12 protein-coding genes are annotated in these 26,682 nt (G+C 51.3%); 9 read left to right on the top strand and 3 right to left on the bottom strand.

Annotation, left to right across the window (positions count from 1 at the left end; all coding sequences use genetic code 11):
- Positions 1-201: 201 nt before the first annotated feature.
- The 7 genes from IC230_RS20065 to IC230_RS20035 all read left to right on the top strand — a co-directional run bounded on the left by IC230_RS20065 (position 202) and on the right by IC230_RS20035 (position 13,263).
- The gene (locus IC230_RS20065) at positions 202-537 is read left to right on the top strand and encodes a PadR family transcriptional regulator (protein WP_191040820.1); all 336 of its coding nucleotides are present in this window, start codon (positions 202-204) and stop codon (positions 535-537) included.
- 80 nt (positions 538-617) lie between these two features.
- Positions 618-3,287: an FtsX-like permease family protein gene (locus tag IC230_RS20060; protein WP_223860727.1), complete on the top strand. Its 2,670-nt coding sequence runs from the start codon at positions 618-620 to the stop codon at positions 3,285-3,287.
- A gap of 90 nt (positions 3,288-3,377) precedes the next feature.
- Positions 3,378-6,053 carry an ABC transporter permease gene (locus tag IC230_RS20055; protein ID WP_191040819.1) on the top strand — a complete coding sequence of 892 codons (2,676 nt, stop codon included), beginning with the start codon at positions 3,378-3,380 and terminating at the stop codon, positions 6,051-6,053.
- 511 nt (positions 6,054-6,564) lie between these two features.
- Positions 6,565-6,891: a PadR family transcriptional regulator gene (locus IC230_RS20050; RefSeq protein WP_191040818.1), complete on the top strand. Its 327-nt coding sequence runs from the start codon at positions 6,565-6,567 to the stop codon at positions 6,889-6,891.
- Positions 6,888-9,551 carry an ABC transporter permease gene (locus IC230_RS20045; RefSeq protein ID WP_191040817.1) on the top strand — a complete coding sequence of 888 codons (2,664 nt, stop codon included), beginning with the start codon at positions 6,888-6,890 and terminating at the stop codon, positions 9,549-9,551. The genes IC230_RS20050 and IC230_RS20045 overlap by 4 nt, the downstream gene beginning before the upstream one ends.
- Positions 9,552-9,643: 92 nt before the next feature.
- Entirely contained in the window at positions 9,644-12,253 is a 2,610-nt protein-coding gene (locus tag IC230_RS20040; RefSeq protein WP_191040816.1) for an ABC transporter permease, read from the top strand.
- A gap of 26 nt (positions 12,254-12,279) precedes the next feature.
- Positions 12,280-13,263, top strand: coding sequence for an NADPH:quinone oxidoreductase family protein (locus IC230_RS20035; protein ID WP_191040815.1), 984 nt, complete (start codon positions 12,280-12,282; stop codon positions 13,261-13,263).
- 10 nt (positions 13,264-13,273) lie between these two features.
- On the opposite strand, the gene IC230_RS20030 is transcribed toward IC230_RS20035, so the two are convergent.
- The gene (locus IC230_RS20030) at positions 13,274-13,942 is read right to left on the bottom strand and encodes an arginine-tRNA-protein transferase (protein WP_191040878.1); all 669 of its coding nucleotides are present in this window, start codon (positions 13,940-13,942) and stop codon (positions 13,274-13,276) included.
- Positions 13,943-14,091: 149 nt separating this feature from the next.
- Positions 14,092-17,205 (bottom strand): hybrid sensor histidine kinase/response regulator transcription factor, encoded by a 3,114-nt coding sequence (locus IC230_RS20025; RefSeq protein ID WP_191040814.1) that lies wholly within the window; start codon positions 17,203-17,205, stop codon positions 14,092-14,094.
- A gap of 163 nt (positions 17,206-17,368) precedes the next feature.
- Here IC230_RS20025 and IC230_RS20020 point away from each other — a divergent pair, with 163 nt between their 5' ends.
- Positions 17,369-20,059: a tail fiber domain-containing protein gene (locus IC230_RS20020; RefSeq protein WP_191040813.1), complete on the top strand. Its 2,691-nt coding sequence runs from the start codon at positions 17,369-17,371 to the stop codon at positions 20,057-20,059.
- Positions 20,060-20,207: 148 nt separating this feature from the next.
- Positions 20,208-24,251 (top strand): beta strand repeat-containing protein, encoded by a 4,044-nt coding sequence (locus IC230_RS20015; RefSeq protein ID WP_191040812.1) that lies wholly within the window; start codon positions 20,208-20,210, stop codon positions 24,249-24,251.
- Positions 24,252-24,316: 65 nt separating this feature from the next.
- Here IC230_RS20015 and IC230_RS20010 read toward each other — a convergent pair whose 3' ends face one another.
- Positions 24,317-26,602: a GH92 family glycosyl hydrolase gene (locus IC230_RS20010; protein WP_191040811.1), complete on the bottom strand. Its 2,286-nt coding sequence runs from the start codon at positions 26,600-26,602 to the stop codon at positions 24,317-24,319.
- Between the last annotated feature and the right edge of the window lie 80 nt (positions 26,603-26,682).

Here is a 26,682-nt window from a genome sequence, read left to right as displayed (position 1 = left end):
ATCAAAGTTTCTCTTCGTTTGCCGTTGTCCGTGTCCAGATGCGTACATGGGCTGTCCACGAACGGACAAATAGGAGACGTAGCAAGGAAGTAATAACCCATTTTCGGACCTGAATGAACCCTCCTTATACTTTGGCAAAGTATTTGATATACGGAAATAGATGAAATATACTATCAACAGTAACGATTCAATTTCCGACTCATGCGACGTAGTGATTTAGGCGAATTTGAAGAAGTGGTTTTGCTGGCTGTTGCTGCCCTTTCTCCCAAAGCATATTCGGTCGTTATTGCCGAAGAACTTGAACAGGAAACGGGCAATTCAGTCAGCACAGGAGCCGTTCATGCAGCCCTGCAACGACTGGAGCAAAAAGGCTATCTGACTTCTCAATTGGGTGAAGCCACAGCCGAGCGGGGAGGACGACGTAAACGGCTGTTCACCGTTACAGCATTAGGGGGCCGGGTTTTGCAGGAGGTGCGTGCCGTGCGGAACCGATTGTGGGACCGTATCCTGCCGAATATTCGGTTGGAGTGGAGCTAAATAAATAGTATAGGGCATGGGGCGTAGGGCAGTGGGTAAAACCAACTCCAACCCTCTGCCCTTATCCTTACCCATATGTCATGAAAACTCCACCCTGCTTAGCTGACCGTTTGCTGACCTGGCTTTGCGCACCACACCTGCGGGAAGAAGTGCTGGGCGATCTGCACGAACGTTACGTCCTGAGGGTGCAACGGTGGGGCGAAACCAAAGCCCGACAACGATACTGGCTTGACGTATTAGCTTACGTACGACTATCGATTATACGACGACAGCCTGAAGAATTTCCATTCCGACATGCCGGATCACTCTTTTTTCTAAGCCCTGATATGCTACGTAATTATGTCAAAATTGCTCTGAGAAACTTGTTGAAAAACAAATCGTTCAACGCTATCAATATTCTTGGGCTGACCCTGGGTATAAGTTGCTGCCTGTTCATTCTCCTGTGGGTACTGGATGAAGAGCGTGTCGATAAGTTTCACGCCAACGAAAAAACACTGTATAGTCTTTATCAAACCATTACGGCTAATGGGAAAGTAAGCGGAAATTACTCGACCCCAGTTCGGTATAAAGATGGGCCTGTGTTTTTGGTAGGGAATATGAAAGCCGCCATTCCCGACATTAAATACCAGGCTTTTTATGCCACAGGTTATGAACTTCCGTGGGGACACCCCGAAACGTTTCAGACGGGAGAAAAGAAGTTTAAGCTGGAAGGTTCACGGGCCAGCAGCGATTTCTTTCGCATGTTTAGCTATCCAATCCTTGTCGGTAATGCAGCAACCGCCCTAAATGACATAAGCAGCCTGGCTATCTCCCGAAAAATGGCCGACCTATTTTTCGGAAGCCCACAAAAAGCCATCGGTAAATCCTTACGCTACGAAAACAAACTGGATTTTGTGGTAACCGCCGTTTTTGAAAACCTGCCAGCCCAGAACTCGCTGAAATTCGATTTTCTGATCAACTGGGAAGCGCAACAGAAAAAGCTGGAATGGGCCTCCAATGATTTTCGGACGTATGTTCAACTCGCTGATAATGCGGACGTCACTACCGTGGAAACGAAGATCAATCGTTTCCTGCAACCCCAACTGGATAAAAACGACCGCTCCATACGCATAGGTCTTCAACGCTACGGGGATCAATACCTGCACGGCCATTTTGTAAATGGAAAACCTGAGGATGGACGTATCGAATATGTCCGGTTGTTCAGCGGAGTTGCTATTTTCCTCCTGCTCATTGCCTGTGTCAACTTCATGAATCTGGCCACCGCCCGTTCCGTAAAGCGGGCCAAAGAAATCGGTGTTCGTAAAGTAGTCGGTTCATCACGTTTAGATCTCATTGGGCAATTTCTGGGGGAATCGTTACTGCTTTCGTTCGTAGCCATTGTGCTATCGCTGCTGTTGATGCAGCTTTTACTGCCTGCCTTTAATCAGTTTACGGGGAAACAAATTGAATCGCCCGTTACGCAGGCTTCGTTCTGGGGGTATGCAACGGGTCTGATGGTCTTTACAGGCCTTCTGTCGGGTAGTTATCCGGCGCTTTTTCTGTCTTCGCTTAAACCCGTTCGTATTCTGAAAGGGGTTATTCAGTTCACGCGAAGCGCGGTTTGGTTTCAACAGGGATTGACTGTTTTTCAATTTGTGCTTTCCATTACACTCCTCGTGGCTACGCTGGTCATCTCCCGACAGACGAGCTACGTGCGAAATGCCCATTTGGGATACGACCGGGAAAACTTGCTCTATATCCGTATCGAAGGCGCGTTAATGAGCAAAAACAACTATCTGTTCTTTAAGGATCAGCTATCAAAAATGCCGGGCATTGCGATGGTTGATCGCAGCAGTGAAGCCCCCCATTCGATGGGATTCGTGATTGATGGGGAAGAAGGCCGCAAGGAGGATGCTATCAGTTGGGAGGGTAAAGAAAAAGGGCAGTCTGTTGCTTTTCACCCTACCTCTGTTGGGCTGGATTTTGTTAAGTTAATGAACCTGAAACTGGCTGAAGGGCGTGATTTTTCAAGAGCTAACGCCACCGATTCTACCGATGCCTTTCTCGTTAATGAAGAAGCCGTGAAGCAAATGGGCCTGAAAAATCCAATTGGGAAGTGGGTGTCAGCCTGGCAAAAGAAAGGACACATTATTGGTATCCTCAAAGATTACCACACCAACTCCTTTCACGAGCCGATAAAGCCCTTGATTGTCGACGTAAAGGAATACGAATATTTTGGTGTTATCCTCGTTCGTACGGTGGCTGGTCAGACCCGAGAAGCCCTGGCCAGTTTGGAAAGCGTGTATAAAGAACTCAATCCTAATTACCCGTTCAGCTATCAGTTTCTCGATCAGGAATACGAACAGCTTTATCGGAGCGAGCAGGTATTGGCTAAACTTTCCAATGTATTTGCTGCGCTGGCTATTGTCATTTCCTGTCTTGGCTTATTAGGGCTCATTATGTTTTCCATCGAGCAACGTACCAAAGAAATTGGTATTCGGAAAGTGCTCGGATCGTCTGAACGCCAAATCGTTACGCTGCTTTCCGGGAATTTCTTTAGACTGATTCTGATTGCCTTTTTTATCGCCAGTCCATTAGCCTGGTTTGCCATGAACCGTTGGCTACAGGGTTTTGCCTATCGAATTACCGTGTCGTGGTGGATTTTTGCGTTGGCTGGCGTTTCGGTTGTAGCGATTACCCTGCTTACGATCAGCTATCAGGCAATCAGAGCCGCTCTGATGAATCCGGTCACATCGTTACGTAGTGAATAGCATCGGGCCTGGGGCGCGGGCAGAGGGTAAAACTAGCTGCTCCAGCCCCCAGGCCTTTCATCCCCTGCCCTGAGCCATTATCCCTCTGCCATGATCCCACCTCGCTTCGCTGACCGCCTGCTCCGGCTTTTCTGTGCACCGCATCTGCGGGAAGAAGTGCTGGGCGATCTGCACGAACGTTACGTATTACGGGTAGCACGGCTAGGGGTGACCAAAGCCCAACGACGTTACTGGCTTGACGTGTTAGCTTACGTACGGCCTTCGATTATACGACGAAAACCTTCTGAATACTCGCAACCAACCAACACTGACATGCTACGGAATTATCTTAAAATCACGTTCCGAACCCTTACCCGGAACAAGCTCTACACGACGCTGAACGTAGCGGGTCTTACATTTGGTGTTACGTGCTTTTTACTGATTGGATTGTATCTGTTCGATGAACTGACGTTCGATCAGCAGCACAGTCGATCGAGCCGGATCTACCGGGCTATCCAGCATAAGAAAACGCCTACGGAAGACCTGACGATTGCGGCTTCGAGCTATAAAATTGGTGAAGAGTCAAAGAAAAATATCGGCGAAATCGAAAACTCAGCCCGGATTGTCCGAACCGGACGGGCCTACCTATCAAACCCCAGGAACAAGAACGCATTTCAGGAGACAATCACGTTCGGGAATCCAGGTCTGCTTCAACTTTTTGATTTTGAAGTTATTGATGGTGATCGTAAGTCGAGCCTGAACGAGCCAAACTCCATTATTATTGTCGAAGAATTGGCGAAGAGACTGTTTAATAGTACGCAGGTCGTTGGTAAAACCGTCGATTTTGAGCTAGATAGACCGCTGAAGATAACGGCTGTCCTGAAAAACCATCCCCGTAACTCAAGTTTCGATTTCAAGGCCATCGTTTCGGAAGCGACGATCAGCGGTGATGATGAATTTGCAGCATGGATATCAGACTGGGATTCTCAAAATTTCATGACGTTCTTTCTACTGAAAGAAAACGCCAATCCAGACGTAGCGGCTGCCAAAATTACCCAGCTACTGAATCGAAACGCTAAACTGGCCGTTGGTACGTCTATACAGTACAACCTTCAACCGCTGGCCGACATTCACCTTTTTTCGGAGGATATCGTCGACGGCGCCCGGAATTCGAACGTAGAAGCGATGAGTCGGGGAGCGATTCTTTATATCAAAATCTTCGCCATTATCGCCCTGTTTGTCCTGCTCATTGCCTGTATCAATTACATGAACCTGGCCACCGCCCGGGCTTCCAATCGGTCGAAGGAAATAGGTGTTCGCAAAGCCAGTGGGGCGTTTCAGAGCCATCTTATTCATCAGTTCCTGACCGAATCGCTGATCGTAACCGCTATCTCGTTTGTGTTGGCCATCGTGCTGGTCAATATTCTGCTTCCTGCCTTCAATGCATTCACCAACAAAGAACTCTCGCTCGGTTTTCACACCGATTACCGGATTTGGCTATACACACTTCTCGCACTGGCAGTCACGGGGGTAGTGTCGGGCAGTTACCCTTCTTTTTTGTTGTCGAAGTTTAGTCCGCTTGCGTTACTGAAGAATCTTAAAATCCAGAACAAAGGCAGTTTATCGCTGCGGCAGGGACTGGTCGTTTTTCAGTTCACGATTTCGGTCGTTATGATGATTGCGACCATCGTGTTGTTTCAACAGGTACGGTATGCCAACAGCAAAGATCTGGGTTTCAATAAAGAGCTGATGGTTGTGGTGGATATCAATAGCGCCAAAGTACGTAGTGGAGCCGAAACGATCAGAACCGAATTCAGCAAAATTCCGACTGTAAAAAGTGTATCCGTTACGTCGAGAGTGCCGGGCGAGTGGAAGTCTATTCCAACGGTTAAAATCAGACCCGAAGGCAATACCAATGAACACAGCATCGCTTATCTGATCGGTGCCGACGAAAACTTTGCCCAAACGTTTGACATGAAGCTGCTGAATGGTCGGAATTTTGGCGGGATGAGTGATTCGTCGTCGATCCTCCTTAATGAAACAGCTGCGAAACTTCTTGGTGTTTCCGAAGCCTCCGGACAACTGGTGGAAATTCCCGAACGCGCAATGGGCGGAAGTTACAGCCCGCTTCCCAGCCGACAGACCTTTCATGCCAGGGTTATCGGTATTGTGAAGGATTTTCATTTTCAGTCGTTACGGGAAAAAATTGCGCCGATGGTACTGGCCTACCAGAAGAATCCGGTTCATACTATTGATTACTTCACGTCAAGAATCGAGGGCCGGGATATTCCGGCAACGTTGGCCAAAATGAGCGACGTGCTTACCAAAATCGATCAGACGCATCTGCTGGAGTACCACTTTCTGGATGAACAGCTGGCTCGTTTCTACGCCGAAGACCAGCGCCGTGAAACCCTGCTAATCTGGGTAGCTCTGGCCACCATTTTCATTGCCTGTCTGGGGCTTTTCGGATTAGCCACGTACGCTGCGGAACAACGTATCAAAGAAATAGGCGTCCGTAAAGTATTGGGGGCCAGCGTCGTCAATCTTACCGTTTTGCTGTCGAAAGATTTCCTTAAGCTGGTGCTGATTGCCAATGGCATTGCCTTTCCACTAGCCTGGTGGGCGACTAATAAGTGGTTAAATGAATTTGCTTACCATATTTCTGTCGACTGGTGGGTTTTCGTTCTTTCAGGCGCTTCAGCCATTGCAATCGCCTTACTGACTGTTAGTTACCAGGCTATCAAGGCCGCTTTGGTCAATCCGGTAAAATCATTACGTAGTGAATAATGTAGGATAGGTACGTCAACCAGAAATAGGGCTACCCAGATTGATATAAATTGTAAACGTCCAGCCAGGAGATATCCTGAACGTTTTAGGACGATTGACCAGCTAACAACCATTTACCCTACACTAAGCAGCACATTACGTTTCCCTGCACTAACGCTAAAAAAAGAAAGCCAGACGACGAAAAGTCACCTGGCTTTTGATTCGCTTAATAGAACGATTAGTAGTAAAAAAACAGGTGCTTTTTACAGCATCCTCGTCTATCAGCGACTTACGTATATATAACGCCACTTGGCACGAATTGTTTTAGGTCCTGAAAAATTATTCAATAGTTTTTCAGTTTTTCGTTGTTTGTCAGCCTTCTATGAATAAGTTATCCCGTGTCCACGAGCGTACAGAAAGTGTCCGTTTATGGACACGGGCATTTCGCAGAATAGACCGCTACGTATCAGTACAGCCCATTTTCGATATTGGCAAGGCATTTGTTATACATATACATAAGTAATGGCTGTTTATGAAAGGGACTTATTTAGGTGAGTTTGAAGAAGTGGTTTTACTGGCCGTAGCCATTCGAACTGGCGATGCCTATGGAGCGGCTGTCGTCAATGAGATTGAACAACAGATGGGTCGCTCAGTAAATCTAGGCGCAGTCCACTCGGCGCTGAACCGACTTCAGGAGAAAGGGCTGGTTAATTCGGAGATGGGTGGTATGACAGCCGAGCGAGGAGGACGCCGGAAGCGACTTTATACCGTAACTGCCTATGGTCGCCGGGCATTGGAAGAAATTCGCCAATTGCGCAATCAGATGTGGGGAGCCATTCCAAACACGGCCTGGACATGAAACGGCAAGCCAAACCACCTCAATGGGCAACATACCTGTTGCATCTATTCTGTGCTCCTCATCGGGTTGAAGAACTAGCGGGCGATCTGGATGAGCTGTTTCAGCAACGCGTCAGACAGATGGGTCTTCGACAGGCCCGCTGGCGCTACGTTCGGGACGTAGTGAGTGTATTACGACCTTCCCTAATGAAAAGACAAACTATACAACGTGACTATTCAAATCCTGCCTTTACCGATATGTTTCAGAATTATCTCAAAATTGCCTTCCGAAACCTTACTAGACACAGGGGGTATTCCGCTATTAACATTGGTGGACTGGCCGTCGGGATGGCTGTGGCGATGCTGATTGGGCTTTGGCTTTACGATGAACTATCGGTCAACAAGTCTTTTCAGAACTACGACCGGATTGCCCAGGTCATGCGAAACCGAACGGTTAATGGAGAGATTGACACCAAAGCGGGTCTGCCGATTCCACTGGCGCAAACCCTGCAAGCTACCTACGGCGGTAATCACCACGGGCCGGCTGATAAGGCAGGACTGTTTACCCATGTCGTCCTGGCCTGGTGGACGAGCTGGCACACCATCACCCTGTCGAACCAGGTATTTTCCAAAAGCGGCAAATTCATGACTCCTGAAGCGCCCGAGATGCTGTCGTTAACAATGCTGAAAGGCAGTCGGGACGGCTTGAAAAAGCCAGCTTCCATTCTGTTGTCGGAATCATTGGCCAAAACCTTATTCGGTGAGACAAACCCGATCAACAAGTCCCTGGCAATCGACAACACCATGACTGTCAACGTCACTGGTGTCTACCAGGATCTACCCACCGGAAGCAGCTTTGCCGACGTTCAGTTCATTGCGCCGTGGGCGTTGTATGCCGCTTCGACCGGCTGGATCAATGAAGCGAAGGATGACTGGACCAATACCTCGTTTGAAATTTTCGTAACGCTGGCTCCGTCGGTTGCCATGGCCGACGTATCGGCAACGGTCAGAAACCTGCTCGTTAACAATGCCCAGGTAGACCCTGCTCAGAAACCTGAAGTGGTGCTATATCCCATGTCTCGCTGGCATTTGTACTCAGACTGGAAAAACGGCGTCAATGAAGGCGGTCGGATTCAGTTTGTCTGGCTATTTGGTATTATCGGGGTGTTCGTCCTGTTTTTGGCCTGTATCAACTTCATGAACCTGAGTACCGCCCGCTCGGTCAACCGGGCCAAAGAAGTGGGTATCCGCAAAGCCATTGGCTCCCGGCGACAGGAGTTGATTGTTCAGTTTTTTGGCGAATCACTACTGGTCGTTGCGCTCGCGTATGCCGTGTCTATCGGGCTGGTGTATCTGGCGGTACCGTTCTTCAATCAGGTGGCCGACAAACGTATAGCTCTCCCCTTTACTAGTCCGATGTTCTGGGGTGTGGGGCTGGGTTTTGTTTTATTGACGGGGTTTATAGCTGGTGGCTATCCGGCGCTTTACCTGTCGTCGTTCCGACCCGTTACCGTATTAAAGGGCAGTTTCTATACAGGCAATCGTATTGCTACGCCCCGTCGGGTACTGGTCGTTGTTCAATTCACGGTTTCGATAGCGCTCATTATCGGTACGTTGGTCGTTTATCAGCAAATTCAATATGCCAGGAACCGCCCCATTGGCTATAATCGGGCCGGATTGATTTCGCTGCTGATAAACGTACCGCATTACGAACTGCATCGGGAGACGGTTCGGAACGAGTTGATCAAGTCGGGTGCTGTACTCGAAGTGGGTGAATCGGCCAGTCCGCTGACCGAGGTTCAGTCGACCAATGGCGGTTTCAACTGGGCGGGTAAACCGCCGACGTTACAGGTCAATTTTGCCACGATTGGCATATCGCATGAATTCGGGAAAACCGTCGGCTGGCAGTTTAAACAGGGGCACGATTTCTCCCGGCAACTGGCCTCCGACTCACTGGGTGTGGTTCTGAACGAATCGGCGGTAGCGTTTATGGGCCTTCGGGATGTACTTGGTCAACCCATCACCTGGCAAGGCAATGGATTTGATGCCCGTTTTCACGTTATTGGCGTGATTCAGGATGTGGTGATGGATTCGCCTTATGAGCCAGCAAAGCCTTCTGTCTTTTTTATCGGTCCGCGGCCTGGTAAATTCCTGACCATACGGCTCAACCCCGCGCGAAATCTACAGGCGGCTCTGGCTACTATTGATGACGTATTGAAGGAACACCTGCCCGAAGTCCCGTTTAACTACACGTTTGTCGATGAACAGTACGACCAGAAGTTTCGCAGCGAAGAACGTATCGGGCTACTCGCCAGCCTCTTTGCTGGTCTGGCCATTTTCATCAGTTGCCTGGGTCTGTTTGGCCTGGCCTCATTTATGGCTGAGCAACGTACGAAAGAAATTGGGGTTCGGAAAGTGCTGGGTGCATCGGTGGTAAACCTGTGGCTTCTGCTTTCCAAAGACTTCGTCTTTTTGGTCATTATCGCCTTTGGTCTCGCTGGGCTCATTGCCTATTACGTTCTGCACAACTGGCTCCAGCAATACGAGTATCGCACGGAACTGTCGTGGTGGATTTTTGCCGTATCGGGTGTTGGTGCGCTGGTTATTACGTTGTTAACGGTCAGTTTCCAGGCGGTAAAAGCCGCTTTAGTTAATCCGGTAAAGTCACTACGTTCTGAATAGCAGAGGGCGCAGGGGTAAGGGCAAAGGGTATAGTGAATGCTGATAACCTTCTGCCCCAAGCCCTTCGCCCTCTGCCCAAAGCCCTTACCCCTATGCTACGTCACCCACCCCGCTTCGCAACTCGTCTGCTACACTGGTTCCTGGCTCCGCATCGGGTAGAGGAACTGGAAGGCGACCTGGATGAACTATTTCAGCAGCGTATCCGGCAAGTAGGGTTACGCAAAGCTCGCTGGCGCTACGTGCGGGATGTCGTGAGTGTATTACGTCCTTCCCTGATCAAACGAGAAGATACCAAAACCTATCCCAAACCGGCAATGACAACCATGTTACGTAATTACCTGAAAGTTGCTTTTCGGAATCTGGCCAAGAACCGGGTGTATTCGTTCATCAACATTTTTGGCCTCGCATCGGGCATGACCGTGGCGATGCTGATTGGACTCTGGCTTTATGATGAGCTGTCGTTCGACAGGCAGTTTAAACAATATAATCGGCTGGCTAAGCTCTGGCAGTTTGTGAAATTCGATGTAGAAAAAGCCTCCTACGATGTGATGCCTATTCCGCTGGCCCAGGAGTTGCGTAGCAAATACCCTGATTTCGAGTCGGTTGGTCTTTCCGTAACGCGCAGTGTCATTCTGGCAACTGGCGAACGAAAACTGCTGAAAACCGGCAATTACGTCGAGCCTGATTTTATTAGCATGGTGTCATTGAATGTCGTGGCCGGTGCACCGTTTGGCGCTAACGACATGAATGCGATCCTGTTGTCGGCATCGCTCGCCAACGTCCTGTTCGGGGCCGAAAACCCAGTTAACAAGTTGATCAAACTGGACAATAAGCAGACGGTGAAGGTAGCGGGTGTCTACAAGGATTTCCCGGCCAACAGCACGTTCAATGACGTAACGTTTCTGATTCCCTGGCAATTCTTCGCGGCCAACGATGCAGGAGCTAAACTGGACCAAAACGAATGGGATTCTAATTCGTACCAGATTTATGCTCAACTTAAACCGGGTGCTGATTTTGATCAGGTATCGGCGAAAATCAAGGATATTCGGATGAAGCATGATAATCCACCAGGCTATAAACCCGAATTTTTCCTGCACCCGATGACCAAATGGCATTTGTTTGCCGATTTTAAAGACGGTGTCAATACGGGCGGACTCATTACGTTTGTCTGGCTGTTTGGTAGCATTGGGGTTATTGTGCTGCTGCTGGCCTGCATCAATTTTATGAATTTGAGTACCGCCCGAAGCGAGAAACGAGCTAAAGAAGTGGGCATTCGTAAAGCGATAGGGTCGCTACGTAGCCAGTTGATTGCGCAGTTTTTCAGTGAATCGTTGTTAATGGCGTTGCTGGCGTTTATACTGGCGATGGTATTCGTACAACTTACGCTGCCATTTTTTAATCAGGTGGCCGAAAAAAAGATGATCGTTTTGTGGTCGAATCCCTGGTTCTGGATAGCCGGTATTGGCTTTAGTCTGTTAACCGGTTTGATTGCGGGTAGTTATCCGGCGTTGTACCTGTCCTCGTTCCAGCCCATCAAAGTACTCAAGGGCATTAGGCGAACCAGTCGATCGGCTACGATTCCCCGTCGGGTACTGGTCGGTTTTCAATTTACGGTTTCGGTAACGCTCATCATCGGCACCATCATCGTTTTCCGGCAGGTCGAACACGCCAAAGATCGTCCGGTGGGTTATAGTCGCAGTGGGTTGGTTGAAATCGGAATAATGACCCCAGAGCTGGCTGGACACTACGATGCCCTGCGAAATGATCTGCTCCGGACTGGAGCCGTCTCCGGGATGTCGGAATCGTCGAATTCGGTAACGGTACAATACGGCGGCACGACGGATATTTCGTGGAAAGGCAAAAAATCGGGCTCCAAGCCGCTGGTGATGACCAATTACGTATCGCATGATTACGGAAAAACGGTGGGCTGGCAGCTTAAAGAAGGACGGGATTTTTCCAGAACTTATTCAACCGACACGGCTTCGGTCATCCTGAACGAAGCGGCTGTCAGGCTGATGGGATTCAAAAACCCAATCGGTGAAATGGTTCGGCGGGGTTCACCAAGTCGTGAGTACCAGGTCATTGGCGTCATCAAAGACATGGTGAAAGAAGATCCGTTCAAGCCAGTCAATCCGGCTTTTTTTGCCATCAACTATGGGAATGTCAATACCATTAACCTGCGTTTGGCTCCGCAGCTATCGGCCCACGAAGCACTGGAGAAAATAGAACAGGTAGTCAAAAGCTATAGTCCCGATTCGCCCTTCGATTACAAATTCGTCGACGACCAGTACGCTCAAAAATTTGGGGTAGAAGAACGTATCGGTCGATTAGCAGGTGGGTTTGCTATCCTGGCCATTCTCATTAGCTGCCTGGGTCTGTTCGGGCTAGCCTCGTTCATGGCCGAACAACGGACCAAAGAAATCGGCATTCGGAAAGTGCTGGGTGCGTCGGTGTTCAACGTATGGCAACTGCTCTCAAAAGAGTTTGTGATGCTGATTGTCATCGCGTTTTGTCTGGCTACACCCATTGCCTATTACGTCTTATCGGACTGGCTCCAGAATTATCCGTATCGAACCGAACTGTCGTGGTGGATTTTTGCCGCTGCGGGAGCGGGGGCTCTATTCGTTACATTGTTGACAATCAGCTATCAAAGTATTAAAGCCGCTTTGATGAATCCCGTGAAAAGTCTGCGAAGTGAGTAACTTGCGCTTTTCTGGAATTATCGACTATGAAAGCGATTCTTTGCCATGCCTATGGGTTACCGGATACGCTTACCCTCGAAGACGTACCGTCGCCGACACCCGGTCCTGGTGAGGTACTGATTCAGGTGAAAGCGTGCAGTCTGAATTTTCCGGATACGCTTACGATCCGGAATATGTATCAGTTTAAACCTCCGCTGCCGTTTTCGCCGGGGAGCGAAGCGTCGGGCGTTGTGAAAGCAGTAGGCGAGAACGTATCGCACGTCAAACCCGGCGACCGCGTTTTTACGTATGGCACCCACGGGGGCCTGGCTGAGGAACGTATCGCCGACGCCCGCGCAACGATTCCGATTCCCGACGGTATGGATTTCGTAACCGGAGCCTCTACGCTGTATGCATTTGGTACGTCGTATCACGCCCTGAAGGACCGCGCTCAGCTTATGCCGGGCGAAACCTTATTGGTTCTGGGAGCGGCCGGAGGAGTTGGTCTGGCTGCCGTTGAGTTGGGCAAATTGATGGGCGCTACGGTTATCGCGGCTGCATCGACCGACGAGAAACTGGCGGTTTGCCAGAAAAAAGGCGCTACGTATCTGATCAATTATACGACCGATGATCTACGCGAACGGATCAAAGAAATCACGCAGGGAAGCGGCGTCGATGTTGTTTACGATCCCGTCGGAGATCGATGGGCAGAACCCGCAATCCGGTCGCTGGCCTGGCGGGGTCGGTATCTGGTAGTGGGGTTTGCCGGGGGCGAGATTCCGAAAATTCCGCTTAATCTGGCTCTATTGAAAGGCAGTTCGCTGGTGGGGGTGTTCTGGGGAATGTTCACCCAGAAAGAAGCTGCCCTGAGCCGCCAAAACATGCAACAGCTTGCTGACTGGGTCCTGCAGGGTAAACTAGCCCCTTATATTTCGAAGCAATACTCACTGGCTGAAGCCCCACAGGCGCTTACGAATATGATGGAGCGCCGGGTTATTGGCAAAGCGGTTGTGGTTTTGTCAAACGAATAACTCAGGCCATTTAATACTCACTTATGTTGTTGACCGAAAGGATCTTTAGTGTATCCCACGTAAACGGAATCCATAGGCCGCTGGTTACGTGTAGCAATTCGGTAGCGGCTTCACAGGGGAATGTTTTGTAGTCGAACTTTGAGTAATTGTAGGCAATATAGCCCGGATAATAGTACACTTTTCGCTGACGTCGGGCGTAGTTAATTTTCTGTAGCATCAGGTATTTTCCTAAGCTATACTTCCGATAGTCGGGATGGTAAAAATTCATGATGCCTGCAATGCTTTGTAGCCCATTGTCAAAGACGCCGGCAGCAATCAGGCGATTCGCATCCCGCACTTCAACAACATACGTATCAAAGGCATTGTACGTCGAACTGCTCTCCAGTAGGCAGGCTTCGACCGATTCGGGTGCTTCGAAGTTGATAGAATCTTTATACTGGGCGTAAAGAGTTTCCAGCTCATCCGAAAGGGCAAACGGCGTTACCGATACCGAGAATTTTTCATTGCTCCGTAACAACCTGAGCTGCTTGGGGCCGTATGCAACGTCGTTGAGGGCAATACGTAACCAGTATACAGGACAAAGCCTATTCTCAAAAGGGACAAATTGGCACGTAAAAATGTCTTGCTGCATTCGAAAATAACCCATGCTCAGACATAAATCCAGTTTGCTCCCTCTCATCATTTGGTCATCTAAATGGGCGACTACTTGCGCGCATTAACTAAACGTGAAGTAAACGTAAAATGGGTTACTAAAAGTCAAAAAAGGTTATTAAATTATAATCGCCGTAGCGGTTGAACAGCACCCATTCCGGTACGGCTGTCGGCTGGTTACACTTTTATCGCCATGGGTGGATAGCCAAACTGCTCCTGAAACACCTTAGAGAAATACGACTGCGAACTATAGCCAACAGCCTGAGCAACCTGTGCTACGTTGAGTTCGCCGGTTTGAAGCAACGTAACAGCTTTCTCCAGGCGGACGCTGTGTATGAAGTGAGTCGCACTCTGGTTCGTCAGAGCAATCAGTTTGCGGTGAAGCTGGGTGCGACTCATACCGGCCTGCGTAGTCAGCCAATCGACGTCAACGGCTTCGTCGGTTAGGTGGTCGAGGATAAGACTCCGTAAACGCGCCAGAAACCTCTCTTCCTTGTCCAGACGCAGATCGGAAGGTGGCCTGGAATCGTGCGGTGCCTGACCCGTTGTCAGTCGTCGCTGCCAGTTCTGGCGGGTACGCAGGACATTGCTGATCCGCAGGTTCAATTCCTCTACACTGAACGGCTTACCCATGTAATCGTCAGCCCCGGCGCCCAGCCCTTTCATGCGACTTTCGTAAGAGGATTTGGCTGTTAGCAGTACAATGGGGATGTGGCTGGTGCGATCGTCGGCTTTCAGGCGTTCAACCAGTTCATAGCCATCCAGTTCGGGCATCATGACGTCGCTGATGATCAGGTCGGGTATGTCGGCCAGCGCCTGTTCAAGCCCCAGTCGGCCGTTCTCTGCTGTCATGACGCGGTAGGACGTAGCGAGATGACTGCTGAGATAAGAGCGGAGTTCCTCATTGTCTTCCACCAACAACAAGAGGGGTTGGTTCTTTTCTCTGGATGGCTTCGAAATCGGTCGGCCATTTGCTTGAATAAGCGATTTTACGATGAGCGCGGTGCCGACCCGTTCTGTGCTTTGTCGCACCGGTTCTGGCAGTGGATGAATTGACTCAACCCGGGCGACTGTTGTGTGGGGCGTCAACGGCACCGAAACTGTAAAGGTGCTTCCCTCCCCTACGGTGCTTTCCACATGGACCGTACCGCCCAGCCAGTCCGTCAACTCTTTCACTAAGGCCAGCCCGATGCCCGTACCCGAGTAAGCTCGCGTCAGGGAACTGTCGATCTGGTGGAATCGCTCAAAAATGCGTGGCAATTGGTCTGCTGGAATGCCGATGCCCGTATCGGTTACGCGTAACAACAGGTTATGGTCGGAACTTATTCGGGTATCGACGATCACCTGTCCGTGGGCGGGGGTAAATTTCAGGGCGTTGGATAACAGGTTATACGTAATCTTCTCCAGTTTATCATCGTCGAAGCCGTAAAGGCGTTGGCTGGCTTCATCGTTGACAGACGTATCGGCCGGTACGTCTCCCTTCCATCGAAGGTCAATCTGTCGCTGGGTGGCCAGGTCCGTAAATTGCGCCACTACCTGCTGCACAAAATCGACCGGTTCGCCTACGTGTTCCCGGCGGTCGAGCTTCCCGGCATCGAGTTTGGCGATGTCCAGCGTTTCGTTGATGAGCCGCATCAGTTGCTGAGCGCTGCGCTGAACGGATTGCAGTTGCTTCTGGTTTGGCTCGTCTAAGGGCGCATGGCTCAACTGGTCAATGCCGTTGAGGATGATGGTTAAGGGTGTCCGTAGTTCATGGGTGATGTTGGTGAAGAAACGGCTTTTCAGCTCATCGAGTTCGCGCAACGTAGCGGCTTCGAATTCCCGACGGACCAGTTCGCGCCGGAGTTTGCGCCGTCGACTCCATCCCCGCAACAACACGATCGCGGCACTAACGACTATGGTCAGCACAACACCCCGGAACCAGCCGGTTTTCCAGAACAGAGGCCGAACAACGACGCTGAGCCTCGATGGGTTTTTCTCCCAACCAGCCGGATTATTGAATTGGTTGAGTAACAGTGTGTAAGAGCCCGCCGGTAACTCGTAGGCGACGGTATTGGTTGCATCTTCGACGACGTTCCATCGGCGGTCATAGCCATCCAGACGAAGGCGGAATGCCCGCGTTATATTTTCTACGTAGGGCGAGACGTGAAGGGTAATCAGGTCGCCTTCCCGAACGGTCAGCGTTGGGAGCCCCAATGAGTCCCGTACCAGTTGCTGCTCATCAGTGGGTACATTCAGTTGGGTGCCGTTGATCAACACATCGACTAAATTCAGGGCGGGTACCGGGCGAATATGGGATAAATCGTATTCAAACAGGGCCTCATTGGTCGAAACCCAGAGCCGATTGTTCCGGTCGGGAAACACACATTTGACGGGATGCCTGATTCCGCTGAATTCGAGTTGCTGCAACTCACCCCAGCGGGTATAGCGGTAACAGGCCGTGTACGTGGAGAAATACGTATTCCCCTGAGGGTCGTCGTAGAAATCATGCACGGCCTGGTCAGGATACGATTTGGTTGGAATCAGGGCCAAATGTGTTATCTGACCAGTGACCGGGTGAATGACATCCACTTCGTTGGTCAGTCCAACCAGAACCGTGCCGTCCTGGCGGGCATGAATACCCAAGGCAAACGTCTCGTTGTTGGGTCGACGATCGGGTGCACCTAATTCATCCCGATAGTGCTTCAGGAGGCCTGAATTTGGGTGATAGGCATAAACGCCATCATTGGTTGTAAACCAGATGTTGCCCTGCCGGTCCTGCGTGATCCAGCGAACGGCTTCGCCTTCTTTATCAAACACCTTTTCGACGGCATAGGTACGCGGGTCGAATCGAACCAGCCCACGCCGTCGTAACCCGATCCAGAGCTTTGCATCCGCATCCGCAAATACGTAGTTACTCCGCCACTGCGAAAGATAGTCCCGCACCAGCCGCGACGAGTCAGGCACGCGCACGATGCGGTCCAGGTGCGGATCGACGTAGGAGAGGACGCTCCCCCGGCCGAGCTTGCACCAGATACGACCGTCGGGCGAGGGGATCACATGAAAGTAATCGTCGCCCTGGCCCAGCACCGGATCATGATAGACCCGGAACTGCCGACCATCGAAGCGAACGACGCCCTCGTTGGTTGCAAACCAGAGGTTCCCCCGGGCGTCCTGGGTGACACCAACCGTATTGAAGTTGATGGTAGCCGGGGGCGTAATACGTCGGACAAACCGGGGCATGACCTGTTGGGCCTGGAGACAGGACGCCATGAACATAACGTAGAGCAGGCTTACTAGACCTGAACGCATAAAGAGTAGCCGGATAGGATAAATCAAGAGGTAATCAAAGATACAAAACGGCTGGCAATCAGGAAAATGGAACAATGGTGCTAAAAATGGAACATGCGTGATAGACTGTCTACGGATTGAAAACCAGCTTTGTACCTCTTTTTTACCTTAACTCGTTCCAGCTATGTTTTCTCTTCTATTCATTCTTTCCCGGATTAGTAAGTCCAGTCGCCACTGGTTCTCAGTCAATCGGGTAACCAGCTTTCTCATCAGTACGTCAGCGTATCGACATACACTTGGATTGGGTTTTCTGTTCCTCATGGGTTACGTTCTTCTCCCGACTCATGGGTACGCCCAACCCTTTTTTACGTTACAACAGCTCAATGAGCGAACCGTGGGCGTTGGCACCGACCAGCCAAAAGCGTTCCTTAATGTAGTGAACAAGCGTACGGTACTCTTTGGTGTCGACAGCACCGGGGGCGAAGGCCGACCCACCGTTAAGTACATTGATAAATACGGCTCGAACCCAACTGGAACGGCACCCGGATCAGTTGATTTTAATTATAGACCCGACGGTGCGCTTCGGTTCCTGAATCAGCCGATAGAGCCAAAAATGATCTGGTATGGTAACAAGGGTGCTTTCCGGGCCGGGGGCGTTTATACAGGGCCCGACCCTAAACCCCGTACCCAGAGTGGCCCATCCAGATTTCCAGTCAAATATTTGACCGCGTCGTCGTTGTCGCTCTTCAGTATTGAAAACGTACCGAACGATTTCGTTAAACTGATCGCCTATGACAGCCTGTCATTCTACCGATTCTGGGATAACTCCGAATTTTATAAGCCACGTCTGAATAATGCACCGGGGAGATTACGTGACGTCATCGGCGATTTTTCGTTTGCGTCGGGGGCCAACACCCGCGCCAGTGGTCAGTTCTCGACCGCCATGGGCTACCAGACCCAGGCACTTGGTCATTTTTCGACTGCTATGGGGTACAAAAGCTGGGCTGTCAGCGACTTGTCCTTCGTCGTTGGAAACTACAGTATGGCTGGCGCACCTCGTGAGTATGATAAGGAATTTCAAACCAGCGGTTCTGACCAGGTACCCGGTGGTAACTTTGCCATTTGTATTGGGTCGGGCAGTATAGCGTCCGGAACCAATAGTGTTATACTGGGTAACCATTCCTACGCCAGCAGTCCGTATTCGGTGGCTATTGGCTTCGGGAGCGCCACGCTTTCTCCAATAGCTTATAGAGAAGCCTACACCGGCGATCCCGCAAGTCCCAAGCCTCCGGATTTTACAAACCCTGTGGATGTTGAAGGCGCTCAGTTCTCCGTGGCAATAGGTTTTAAGGCTACTTCTCAAGGGCCCTGTAATATGGCTTTAGGCCAGTGGAGTCGGGCTATTGGCGACAGCGCTAACACACTGGGCTATTACACCACAGCCAGCGGAAAGGCTTCTTTAGCGCTGGGCCAGTGGAGCATCGCCAGTGGTAGAAATGCCAATACGCTGGGCCATCGGACAAAAGCCAGTGGAGAGCTGGCCATTGCACTGGGATCGTATAATGAAGCGAAGGGGACGTATTCGACAGCCTTAGGCAATGGCACACTGGCTGATCAACGGTATTCAACGGCTATTGGGAAAGATGCCCAGGCGTTAGGTGAATATTCTATCAGTATGGGATATAGTTCGATAGCCGATGCGCCAGAGTCGATGGCTCTGGGCAGGGAAACGATAACTTTGGGCGGCCAGTCTACGGCCTTAGGCTACCGAACCAGAACCAATGGACGCTATTCAATGGCCATGGGTAACCAGGCGGTGGCTGTTGGTGAATCGGCCATCAGCCTGGGTACGTCGACCACCGCAAACGGCACTAGCTCAACGGCGATGGGGTTAAGGACCATCGCTGGCGGGGCGAATTCGACGGCAATGGGGGATAACACGCGGGCTTCGGGGAGTGCATCGATGGCTTCCGGAACGATGACACAGGCCGAAGGTCCCTATTCAATGGCAATGGGTAACAACACGCGGGCTATAGGAGCAGCCGCCGTGAGCATGGGTGGCTTTACGATAGCTTCTGGATCGAATGCTATAGCTGCGGGCATAAATACCATAGCCAGTGGAAATGCCGCCGTGAGCCTGGGTACGTCTACGACAGCCAGTGGTGCGAATGCCTTAGCCATGGGGTTATCATCCCTGGCAAGCGGTCAAAACGCCCTGGCTGTGGGTCTAAATACGGTGGCCAGTGGCAATAATTCCACCGCCCTGGGTTCATTCGTTTCTACCAATGGGAAGGCGGGGGCCTTTGTTGTTGGCGATGCCGTTGGTGTGTCGTCTTACTCCAGTACAGCCGACAATCAACTAATTATGCGTTTTGCGGGTGGTATGTATCTCTTCACCGGCGTGGGTCCTCAGACGTCTAGCGTTGGTGTTTCACTTGCACCGTTTGGCAACGCCTGGCAGTCACTCTCGGATTCAACCCGCAAAGAAAACTTTCGCACAACCGATGGAAAAGCTTTCCTCAGGAAGATCAGCCAGATGCGCTTAGGTAGCTGGAACTACAAAGGACAGGATGCCAAACTCTACCGTCATTATGGCCCCATGGCCCAGGATTTCTTTGCGGCCTTCGGCCATGATGCTGTCGGTACGATCGGTGAGGCTAAAACCATCAACCAGGCCGATTTCGACGGTGTCAACCTGATTGCCATCAAAGCCTTGATTCAGGAAGTCGAACAGTTGAAAGCCGACAATCAGCAGCTTAAAGCTGAACTGGACTCGGCACACCAGCAGGAGAAGAACGTACAGGCCCGGCTCGCTAAAATCGAAGCCCTGCTCACCGAGCCATCCGCCAACCGGTCCGTTACGTTCAAACCCTAACCTGATTTGGGACGCTGCTGGCCGTCACGGCCCGCGCTCAGCTTTATCCTGTGGTGTCGGGTTCTCAAATCCGACACACTGGCTGGCGCGAAATGTCGGGTTTGAGAACCCGACACCACAGCATCCCAAATTACTTCTTCTTCTGGCTATGAACCGACTTCGTTTAACTCTTCTACTCGTGGTGCTGCTGGCCGTTACGGCCCGCGCCCAGCTTTACAATAATGGTCTGATTAGCAACACCAAGAATCTGATCAGTAACGTGCAGATGCCGTCGATTGTGACGGATAAGGGTGTTTACAACGGCAGTAAGGAGGGCATATTTGAACACAAAGGCCCCTCGGCGCAGACGTTGACTAATCAGGGCGTCTATAATGCCACCGAAGGCCATACCGACAAATTCATGGGACCAGGCGGTCAACCCGGACCTCAGGAAATTGCCGGTACGGTACGTCCCTACTTCTTCAACCTCCAACTGCTCAATGGGGCCAACCAGCCCATCGCCATTACCAACACCGATGGGGTCAATGTACGGAACCAGGCTACGTTCAGTAACGGCATTACGACTACGGTACGTAGCACTACTACGGCCGGGGCGTTGCGGTTTGAGGCAACCGCTACGTATACCGGAGGTAATACTGATGCCCAGCATGTCAACGGCTACGTCAGCAAAATCGGCAGTACCAGCTTCACCTTTCCCGTCGGCAGCGGTATCGATGTCCGATCACTCACGATGAGTGCGCCGGCTACCGCCACCGATCAATACAGCGTGGCCTGGATCGTAGGCGACCCAACCAGCACGACCGACCTATCGGGAACGCCTGCCCTGCATCCCATCAGCAGTTTCGACGGAGCCAGTCTGAGTGCTGTTAGCCCGGTAGGCCAGTGGGACTGGATTGCCGTGAGCGGTACGGGAGCCGGACTGACCATCACTGTCTCGATTCCCGACCTGACAGGGTTTGAATCGGCGGTGAGCTTACGGCTGGTGGGCTGGGATGGCACTCGATGGATTAACCTGAGCACGGGGGCCAAGGCGTATCTGGGTGGAACCAGTTACGCCAGCGGCAATACGGAGAATAGCCTTTTGGCGGGCACGATGGTGGCGGGTATTTCGGCTATTGGTGTCGGCATGTTGCCAGTTGACTATAGTCTGTCGGGCAACGTTTTCGACGATGGCAATGGCCTGACCGACAATCTGGTGAACCAGACGGGCGCGGGTCCGAATCCACTGAACGGCACGGATATCGACCCGCTACGTTCGGGCAGTCAGCCGCTCTACGTCTCGCTGGTGAGTTCAACCAACGGAGTGGTGGCCATAGTGCCCGTCACCAGCACGGGCAGCTATAGTTTCTCAGGCGTAGCGGCCGGTACATACTCGGTGGTGCTAAATACGAATGCTGCGGGTGGCACAACAGTTTCGCTGCCGGTCAGCTGGACCTACACGGGCGAAAACCTGGGCACCGGACCAGGCAGCGATGGAACCGCTGACGGCAGGCTGACGGGCATTTTCGTGAACACAGCCAATGTAAATGGAGCCAATTTCGGAATAAACCGCTTGCCCGAAGGAGCTTCGGTGGTGCTGACTGCTGAGACCAACCCCGGCGGGGCTAATCGGGCCAACATACCAGCCAGCGCATTCACGGGCAGCGACCTGGAAGATGGTACGTACCCGAGCAATTTGGCGGGGCGGTCGGTGAGTTTGAGCCCGGCCACAGGCGGAACGTTATATTACCAGGGCGCTCCTGTCACGGCCACGCAGCTCATTACCGTCTTCGACCCCACGCAGGTGTCGCTCGACCCAACGTCAACCCAATCAACTACCGTTACGTTTGAGTATACGGTACGTGATAATGCCGGGGTTTCCTCAAATCCTGGCCTGACGCCCTCTCTGGTTAGTTTTCCCTTCCGTCTGGCTCCGATTTCGATCTCAGGGAGGGTATTCGATGATGGTAACGGGCAGACGGACAATACGGTCAATGGGGTCGCTGTCAACGGAACAGCCGTTCCACCGGCTTCTGGTAACCCGGTGCCGCTGTTCGTCAGTTTGAGCATCGAGGGTAACCTCATTTCGACCGTCCCAGTGAGCAGCAGTGGAGTATTTAGCTTCAGCTCCGTACAGGGTGGCAGTATAGGCTATCAACTGGTGTTGACAACCAACCCACAGGGTGCTGGTTCGTTTGCTTCGCTACCCAGCAGTTGGACCTACACGGGCGAGTACCTGGGCACAGGGCCGGGCAATGATGGCTTCGCGGATGGAGTGCTGTCGGTGCTTGTCGGCAGCGGGAGCAAAACCGACGCCAACTTTGGCATTGACCAGAAACCCGTGGGTACTTCACTGACGCTGACGGCCCAGGTCAATCCCGGGGGCACAACCCAGGTTCCCATTTCGGCGACGGCTTTTGTGGCTACCGACCGCGAGGATGGTACATACCCGAATAATCTGGCGGGTCGGGCCGTGAGTCTGAGTGCGGCTATCGGCGGTACGTTGTACTACAGCACTACGGCCGTCAGTACGAGCCTGGCCGTTACGAGCTTCGATCCGACCCAAGTCAGTCTGGACCCTACCGCTCCGGGCAGTACAACCGCTATGTTCAGCTATCGAGTTAAAGACAACGCCGGGGTGAACTCGGAACCGGCTACCATTACGGTGCCCTTTACCCAGCTACCCAGCCTTTCGGGGAGGGTATTCGATGATGGTAACGGGCAGACGGACAATACGGTCAATGGGGTCGCTGTCAACGGGACCGACATCGACCTGGTCGCACCGGGTAATCAGGCGCTCTATGCTACGTTGGTGAATAGCACAACGGCTCTGGCTACCGTTGGCGTCACCAGCACCGGTACCTACACGTTCACCAACGTAGCCCCTGATACGTATTCGGTGGTGTTGAGTAGCAACGCCCAGGGAAGCATCACGCCTTCGCTGCCTACGAGTTGGGACAATACGGGTGAGCATCTGGGTACTGGTCCGGGTAGCGACGCCAGCCCGAATGGTAGGCTGACAGAGGTCACGGTCGGAACGGCCAATGTGGGCGAAGCTAATTTTGGCATTGATCAGAAGCCTCAGGTTGTTACATCGGTGATGCCGCTCCAGCCGAATCCAGAAGGAAAGAATCGGGCGCCGGTCTATGCCAGTACCTTTACGGGGAGCGATCTGGAAGATGGATCTTATCCCAATAATCTCCGAGGGCGGTCGGTGAGTTTAAGCCCGGCGACTGGCGGTACGTTATATTATCAAAACATAGACGTTAGCGGGCAGCAGGCCATAACCAACTTTGATCCAGCGCAACTGACGCTGGACCCCACGGCAACGGGTTCGACGATTGCCACATTTAGCTATTCCGTTAAAGATAACGCGGGTGTAGAATCGGATGCTGCCATAGTTACTGCTACCTTCTACAAGGACGAGAACAAAGATGAGGATAAGAATGATTCTAAGGAGATCGAACTGCCGAAAACGACGTTTACGATTGTTATACCGCCTATACTCATACCGCCCATTGTACTGCCGCCCCTGCCGATTACCGGGATACGTATTCCAACATTCCCGACCAATGTTATTCGGATTATTGTCAACGGGGTGACCTATACGAAGGATAATTTTCCGGAAGATGGAATCGTAATCAAAACAAACGAAGAGGGCGAAATAATCGAAGACGTTGTCATAGAGCCTGAAAATGACGACCTGCCTGCTGGATTACCTTTCCTGGCCCTCGGTCCAGGGGGAGTGGTTTTGACGGCCCTTGGTACTGTTATCGTCAATCCACCCGCTCCGGATTTAGTGCCGATCATGTATGCTCGCCCCACAACGGTCTATGGCACGAGCCCGGTTAACGTAGTGATTACGGTTGCTGACATAACGTCGACAACATCGAACGGCCCGATTAAAGTCAGACTCAGTAAAGACTCTCGACTCCAACTCAACTTCGATGCCAGCGCGACCAATGTTGGTGGCAGACCTGTGCGGAATCAGGTCTGGAGCGTAGATAGCACGAACCCCAATTATTACGTATTGAATACAAGCGAACCCATTACAAAAGATCAGCCGTTGAGTATTTGCCTGACTGGAACGCTTCGTACAGGTTCAACTACAGGAATGGTGACCCTAAGCGCTACGATGGAAGGAGGCAGTGGTGGTGAAGTGAATATTATTAACAACATTGATGCCGATAAAATGGAATACTTCCAGCAGTAGCTACCTTGCTTTGATCAACAGCCATACGCTCGTTTGCGTATGGCTGTTGATCAAAGCAAGGTAGATTATTTCTTCACCGGTTTGGCCGACATGTAAAACGTCAGTTTTCCGCCTTTTAGAATATCGGAATGCGTAATGATTGGCTGAGTCAATGGTTTTCCATTCAGCAATACCTTTTGGACATACACATTTTTGTCGCCCTGATTGATCGCTTCAACAGTGAACGTCTGCCCGTTCTCGAGTTGCAACTTCGCGCTCTTAACCGATGGGCTACCCAGCGAATAGGCCTCAGAGCCGGGCGAGACTGGATAAAAACCCATCGACGAAAACATATACCACGCGCTCATCTGGCCGCAGTCGTCGTTGCCGCCCAACCCATCGGGAGTAGGTTTGTATTGCATGTTGAGAATCATCCGGATGCGCTCCTGCGTTTTCCACGGTTGACCCGCCCAGTTATATAAATAGGCAATGTGGTGAGCCGGTTCATTGCCGTGAATGTACCCGCCAATAATACCTTCTCGCGTAATGTCTTCGGTTTCAGCGAAAAACTTGTCGGGCAAATGCATCGAAAACAACGTATCGAGCCGGGCCGAAAATCTCTTTGGTCCACCCATCTGCTGAACCAGTGCGGCTGGATTGTGCGGGACGAAAAAGCTGAAGTTCCAGGAGTTGCCTTCAATAAAGCCCTGCCCATCCGTTTGCAGTACGTCGAACTCCTTTTTAAACGAACCATCCGCCAGGCGGGGCCGCATGAAGTCAATGGACGTATCGTAGACATTTTTCCAGTTCTCGGAGCGTTTCAGATACGTAGCATATACATCCTGCTTGCCCAGTTTCTTCGCGATTTGCGCGATGCACCAGTCGTCATACGCATATTCCAGCGTGTTCGATACGGAGGTTCTATTACTGGTTGACGGTATATAGCCTTTGTCAATGTACTCGCCAATACCTTCGTAGTCGCGATGATTCGACGTAGCAACGCAGGCCTCCAGCGCTTTTTGCGCATCGCCCTTGAATGCGCCTTTGATGATGGCATCAGCCAGTACCGATACGCTGTGATAGCCGCTCATGCACCAGTTGTCGTTGGCGTAATGCGACCAGATCGGCAACATTTTCAACGTACTCTGGTCATAGTGATGCAGCATCGACTGGACCATGTCGTTTGCACGAGCGGGCTGCATGAGGTTGAAAAACGGATGCAACGCCCGATACGTATCCCACAGCGAAAACGTCGTGTAATTGGTAAAACCATTTGCCTGATGAACACCCTGATCCAGTCCCTTATACTGGCCGTTGGCGTCCATGTAGGTTGTTGGGTTGATGAACGAGTGGTAAAGCGACGTGTAGAAATTTATCTTGTCATTCTCTGAAGCGTTGATCTGGATCTTGTTTAGTTCCTTATTCCAGTCGGCCTGCGCTTTCGTTTTCACCCGATCGAAATCCCAGTGCGGCACTTCGGCCTGCATGTTGGCGAGAGCATTTTCCTGGCTCACCGGCGACAACGCCATTTTTAACTTTATTTTCTCACCTTCCTGCGTATCGAAATCAAAGTACATCCGAATCTTCTTACCGGCTATCTCCGAGAAATTCTTCGTCTGGTCGAACTTCCGCCAGAAGCCTTTGTATACCTGTAGTTTATCTTCACTCTTCTGGCCGTATGATTTGAACGGTTTTGAAAACGACAGTGCGAAATACACCGTTCGGGTACGGGCCCAGCCATTGGTTTGCCGGTAACCCGTAATCAACGTATCGTTCACGACCCGCACATACGTCCAGACAACTTTATCCTCGTAATTGTAAATCCCATGCATCAAATCCAGAATGATATGCGACTGGTCAGATTTGGGAAAGGTGTACTGGTGAAAGCCAACCCGGTTAGAAGCTGTCAGCTCCGCCAGAATGTTATGATCATCCAGTTTGACTTTATAATACCCCGCTTCGGCCACTTCGTTCGCGTGCGAAAATGCGGATCGATAGCCGGTTTTGGTGTTCGATGCTACGCCCGGATTGAGTTGCAAAGTGCCCTGTGTCGGCGTGATCAAAAAATCGCCCAAGTCGGAATGACCCGTACCACTGAAGTGTGTATGACTGAATCCAACAATCGTTTTGTCTTCGTATTTGTAGCCAGCACAGTACCGGTAGACATCACCATTGTACTTGCCATTGAACTCGTACGACAACGTATCGGAATCCGGACTTAACTGAACCGCCCCGAACGGCACCGTAGCGCCCGGAAATGTGTGCCCCATTTTTTCGGTACCAATCAGCGGATGAACATAGGAGACAAGATTCTGTTGAGCGAAGGAAATGAAACTGAGGAATTGAAAGAGGATCGGCAGGCAGACTTTCATGAAGACAAATCGTTTGCCCGAAGATAGACCCAAAACCAGTTTGCTCGTAAACGTTGGGCGGGGAATAGAGCATTTTTGTC

The organism is Spirosoma validum (genome assembly GCF_014699035.1).
GTDB lineage: Bacteria > Bacteroidota > Bacteroidia > Cytophagales > Spirosomataceae > Spirosoma > Spirosoma validum.
The sequence above is the reverse complement of the archived record's forward strand: the minus strand, read 5'-3'. Positions and strand labels throughout refer to the sequence as shown.

What these genes read in the sequence shown, in the direction of transcription:
- IC230_RS20065 (WP_191040820.1), top strand. Translation starts at nt 202, where the DNA reads ATGCGACGTAGTGATTTAGGCGAATTTGAAGAAGTGGTTTTGCTGGCT.
- IC230_RS20060 (WP_223860727.1), top strand. Translation starts at nt 618, where the DNA reads ATGAAAACTCCACCCTGCTTAGCTGACCGTTTGCTGACCTGGCTTTGC.
- IC230_RS20055 (WP_191040819.1), top strand. Translation starts at nt 3,378, where the DNA reads ATGATCCCACCTCGCTTCGCTGACCGCCTGCTCCGGCTTTTCTGTGCA.
- IC230_RS20050 (WP_191040818.1), top strand. Translation starts at nt 6,565, where the DNA reads ATGAAAGGGACTTATTTAGGTGAGTTTGAAGAAGTGGTTTTACTGGCC.
- IC230_RS20045 (WP_191040817.1), top strand. Translation starts at nt 6,888, where the DNA reads ATGAAACGGCAAGCCAAACCACCTCAATGGGCAACATACCTGTTGCAT.
- IC230_RS20040 (WP_191040816.1), top strand. Translation starts at nt 9,644, where the DNA reads ATGCTACGTCACCCACCCCGCTTCGCAACTCGTCTGCTACACTGGTTC.
- IC230_RS20035 (WP_191040815.1), top strand. Translation starts at nt 12,280, where the DNA reads ATGAAAGCGATTCTTTGCCATGCCTATGGGTTACCGGATACGCTTACC.
- IC230_RS20030 (WP_191040878.1), bottom strand. Translation starts at nt 13,942, where the DNA reads ATGAGAGGGAGCAAACTGGATTTATGTCTGAGCATGGGTTATTTTCGA.
- IC230_RS20025 (WP_191040814.1), bottom strand. Translation starts at nt 17,205, where the DNA reads ATGCGTTCAGGTCTAGTAAGCCTGCTCTACGTTATGTTCATGGCGTCC.
- IC230_RS20020 (WP_191040813.1), top strand. Translation starts at nt 17,369, where the DNA reads ATGTTTTCTCTTCTATTCATTCTTTCCCGGATTAGTAAGTCCAGTCGC.
- IC230_RS20015 (WP_191040812.1), top strand. Translation starts at nt 20,208, where the DNA reads ATGAACCGACTTCGTTTAACTCTTCTACTCGTGGTGCTGCTGGCCGTT.
- IC230_RS20010 (WP_191040811.1), bottom strand. Translation starts at nt 26,602, where the DNA reads ATGAAAGTCTGCCTGCCGATCCTCTTTCAATTCCTCAGTTTCATTTCC.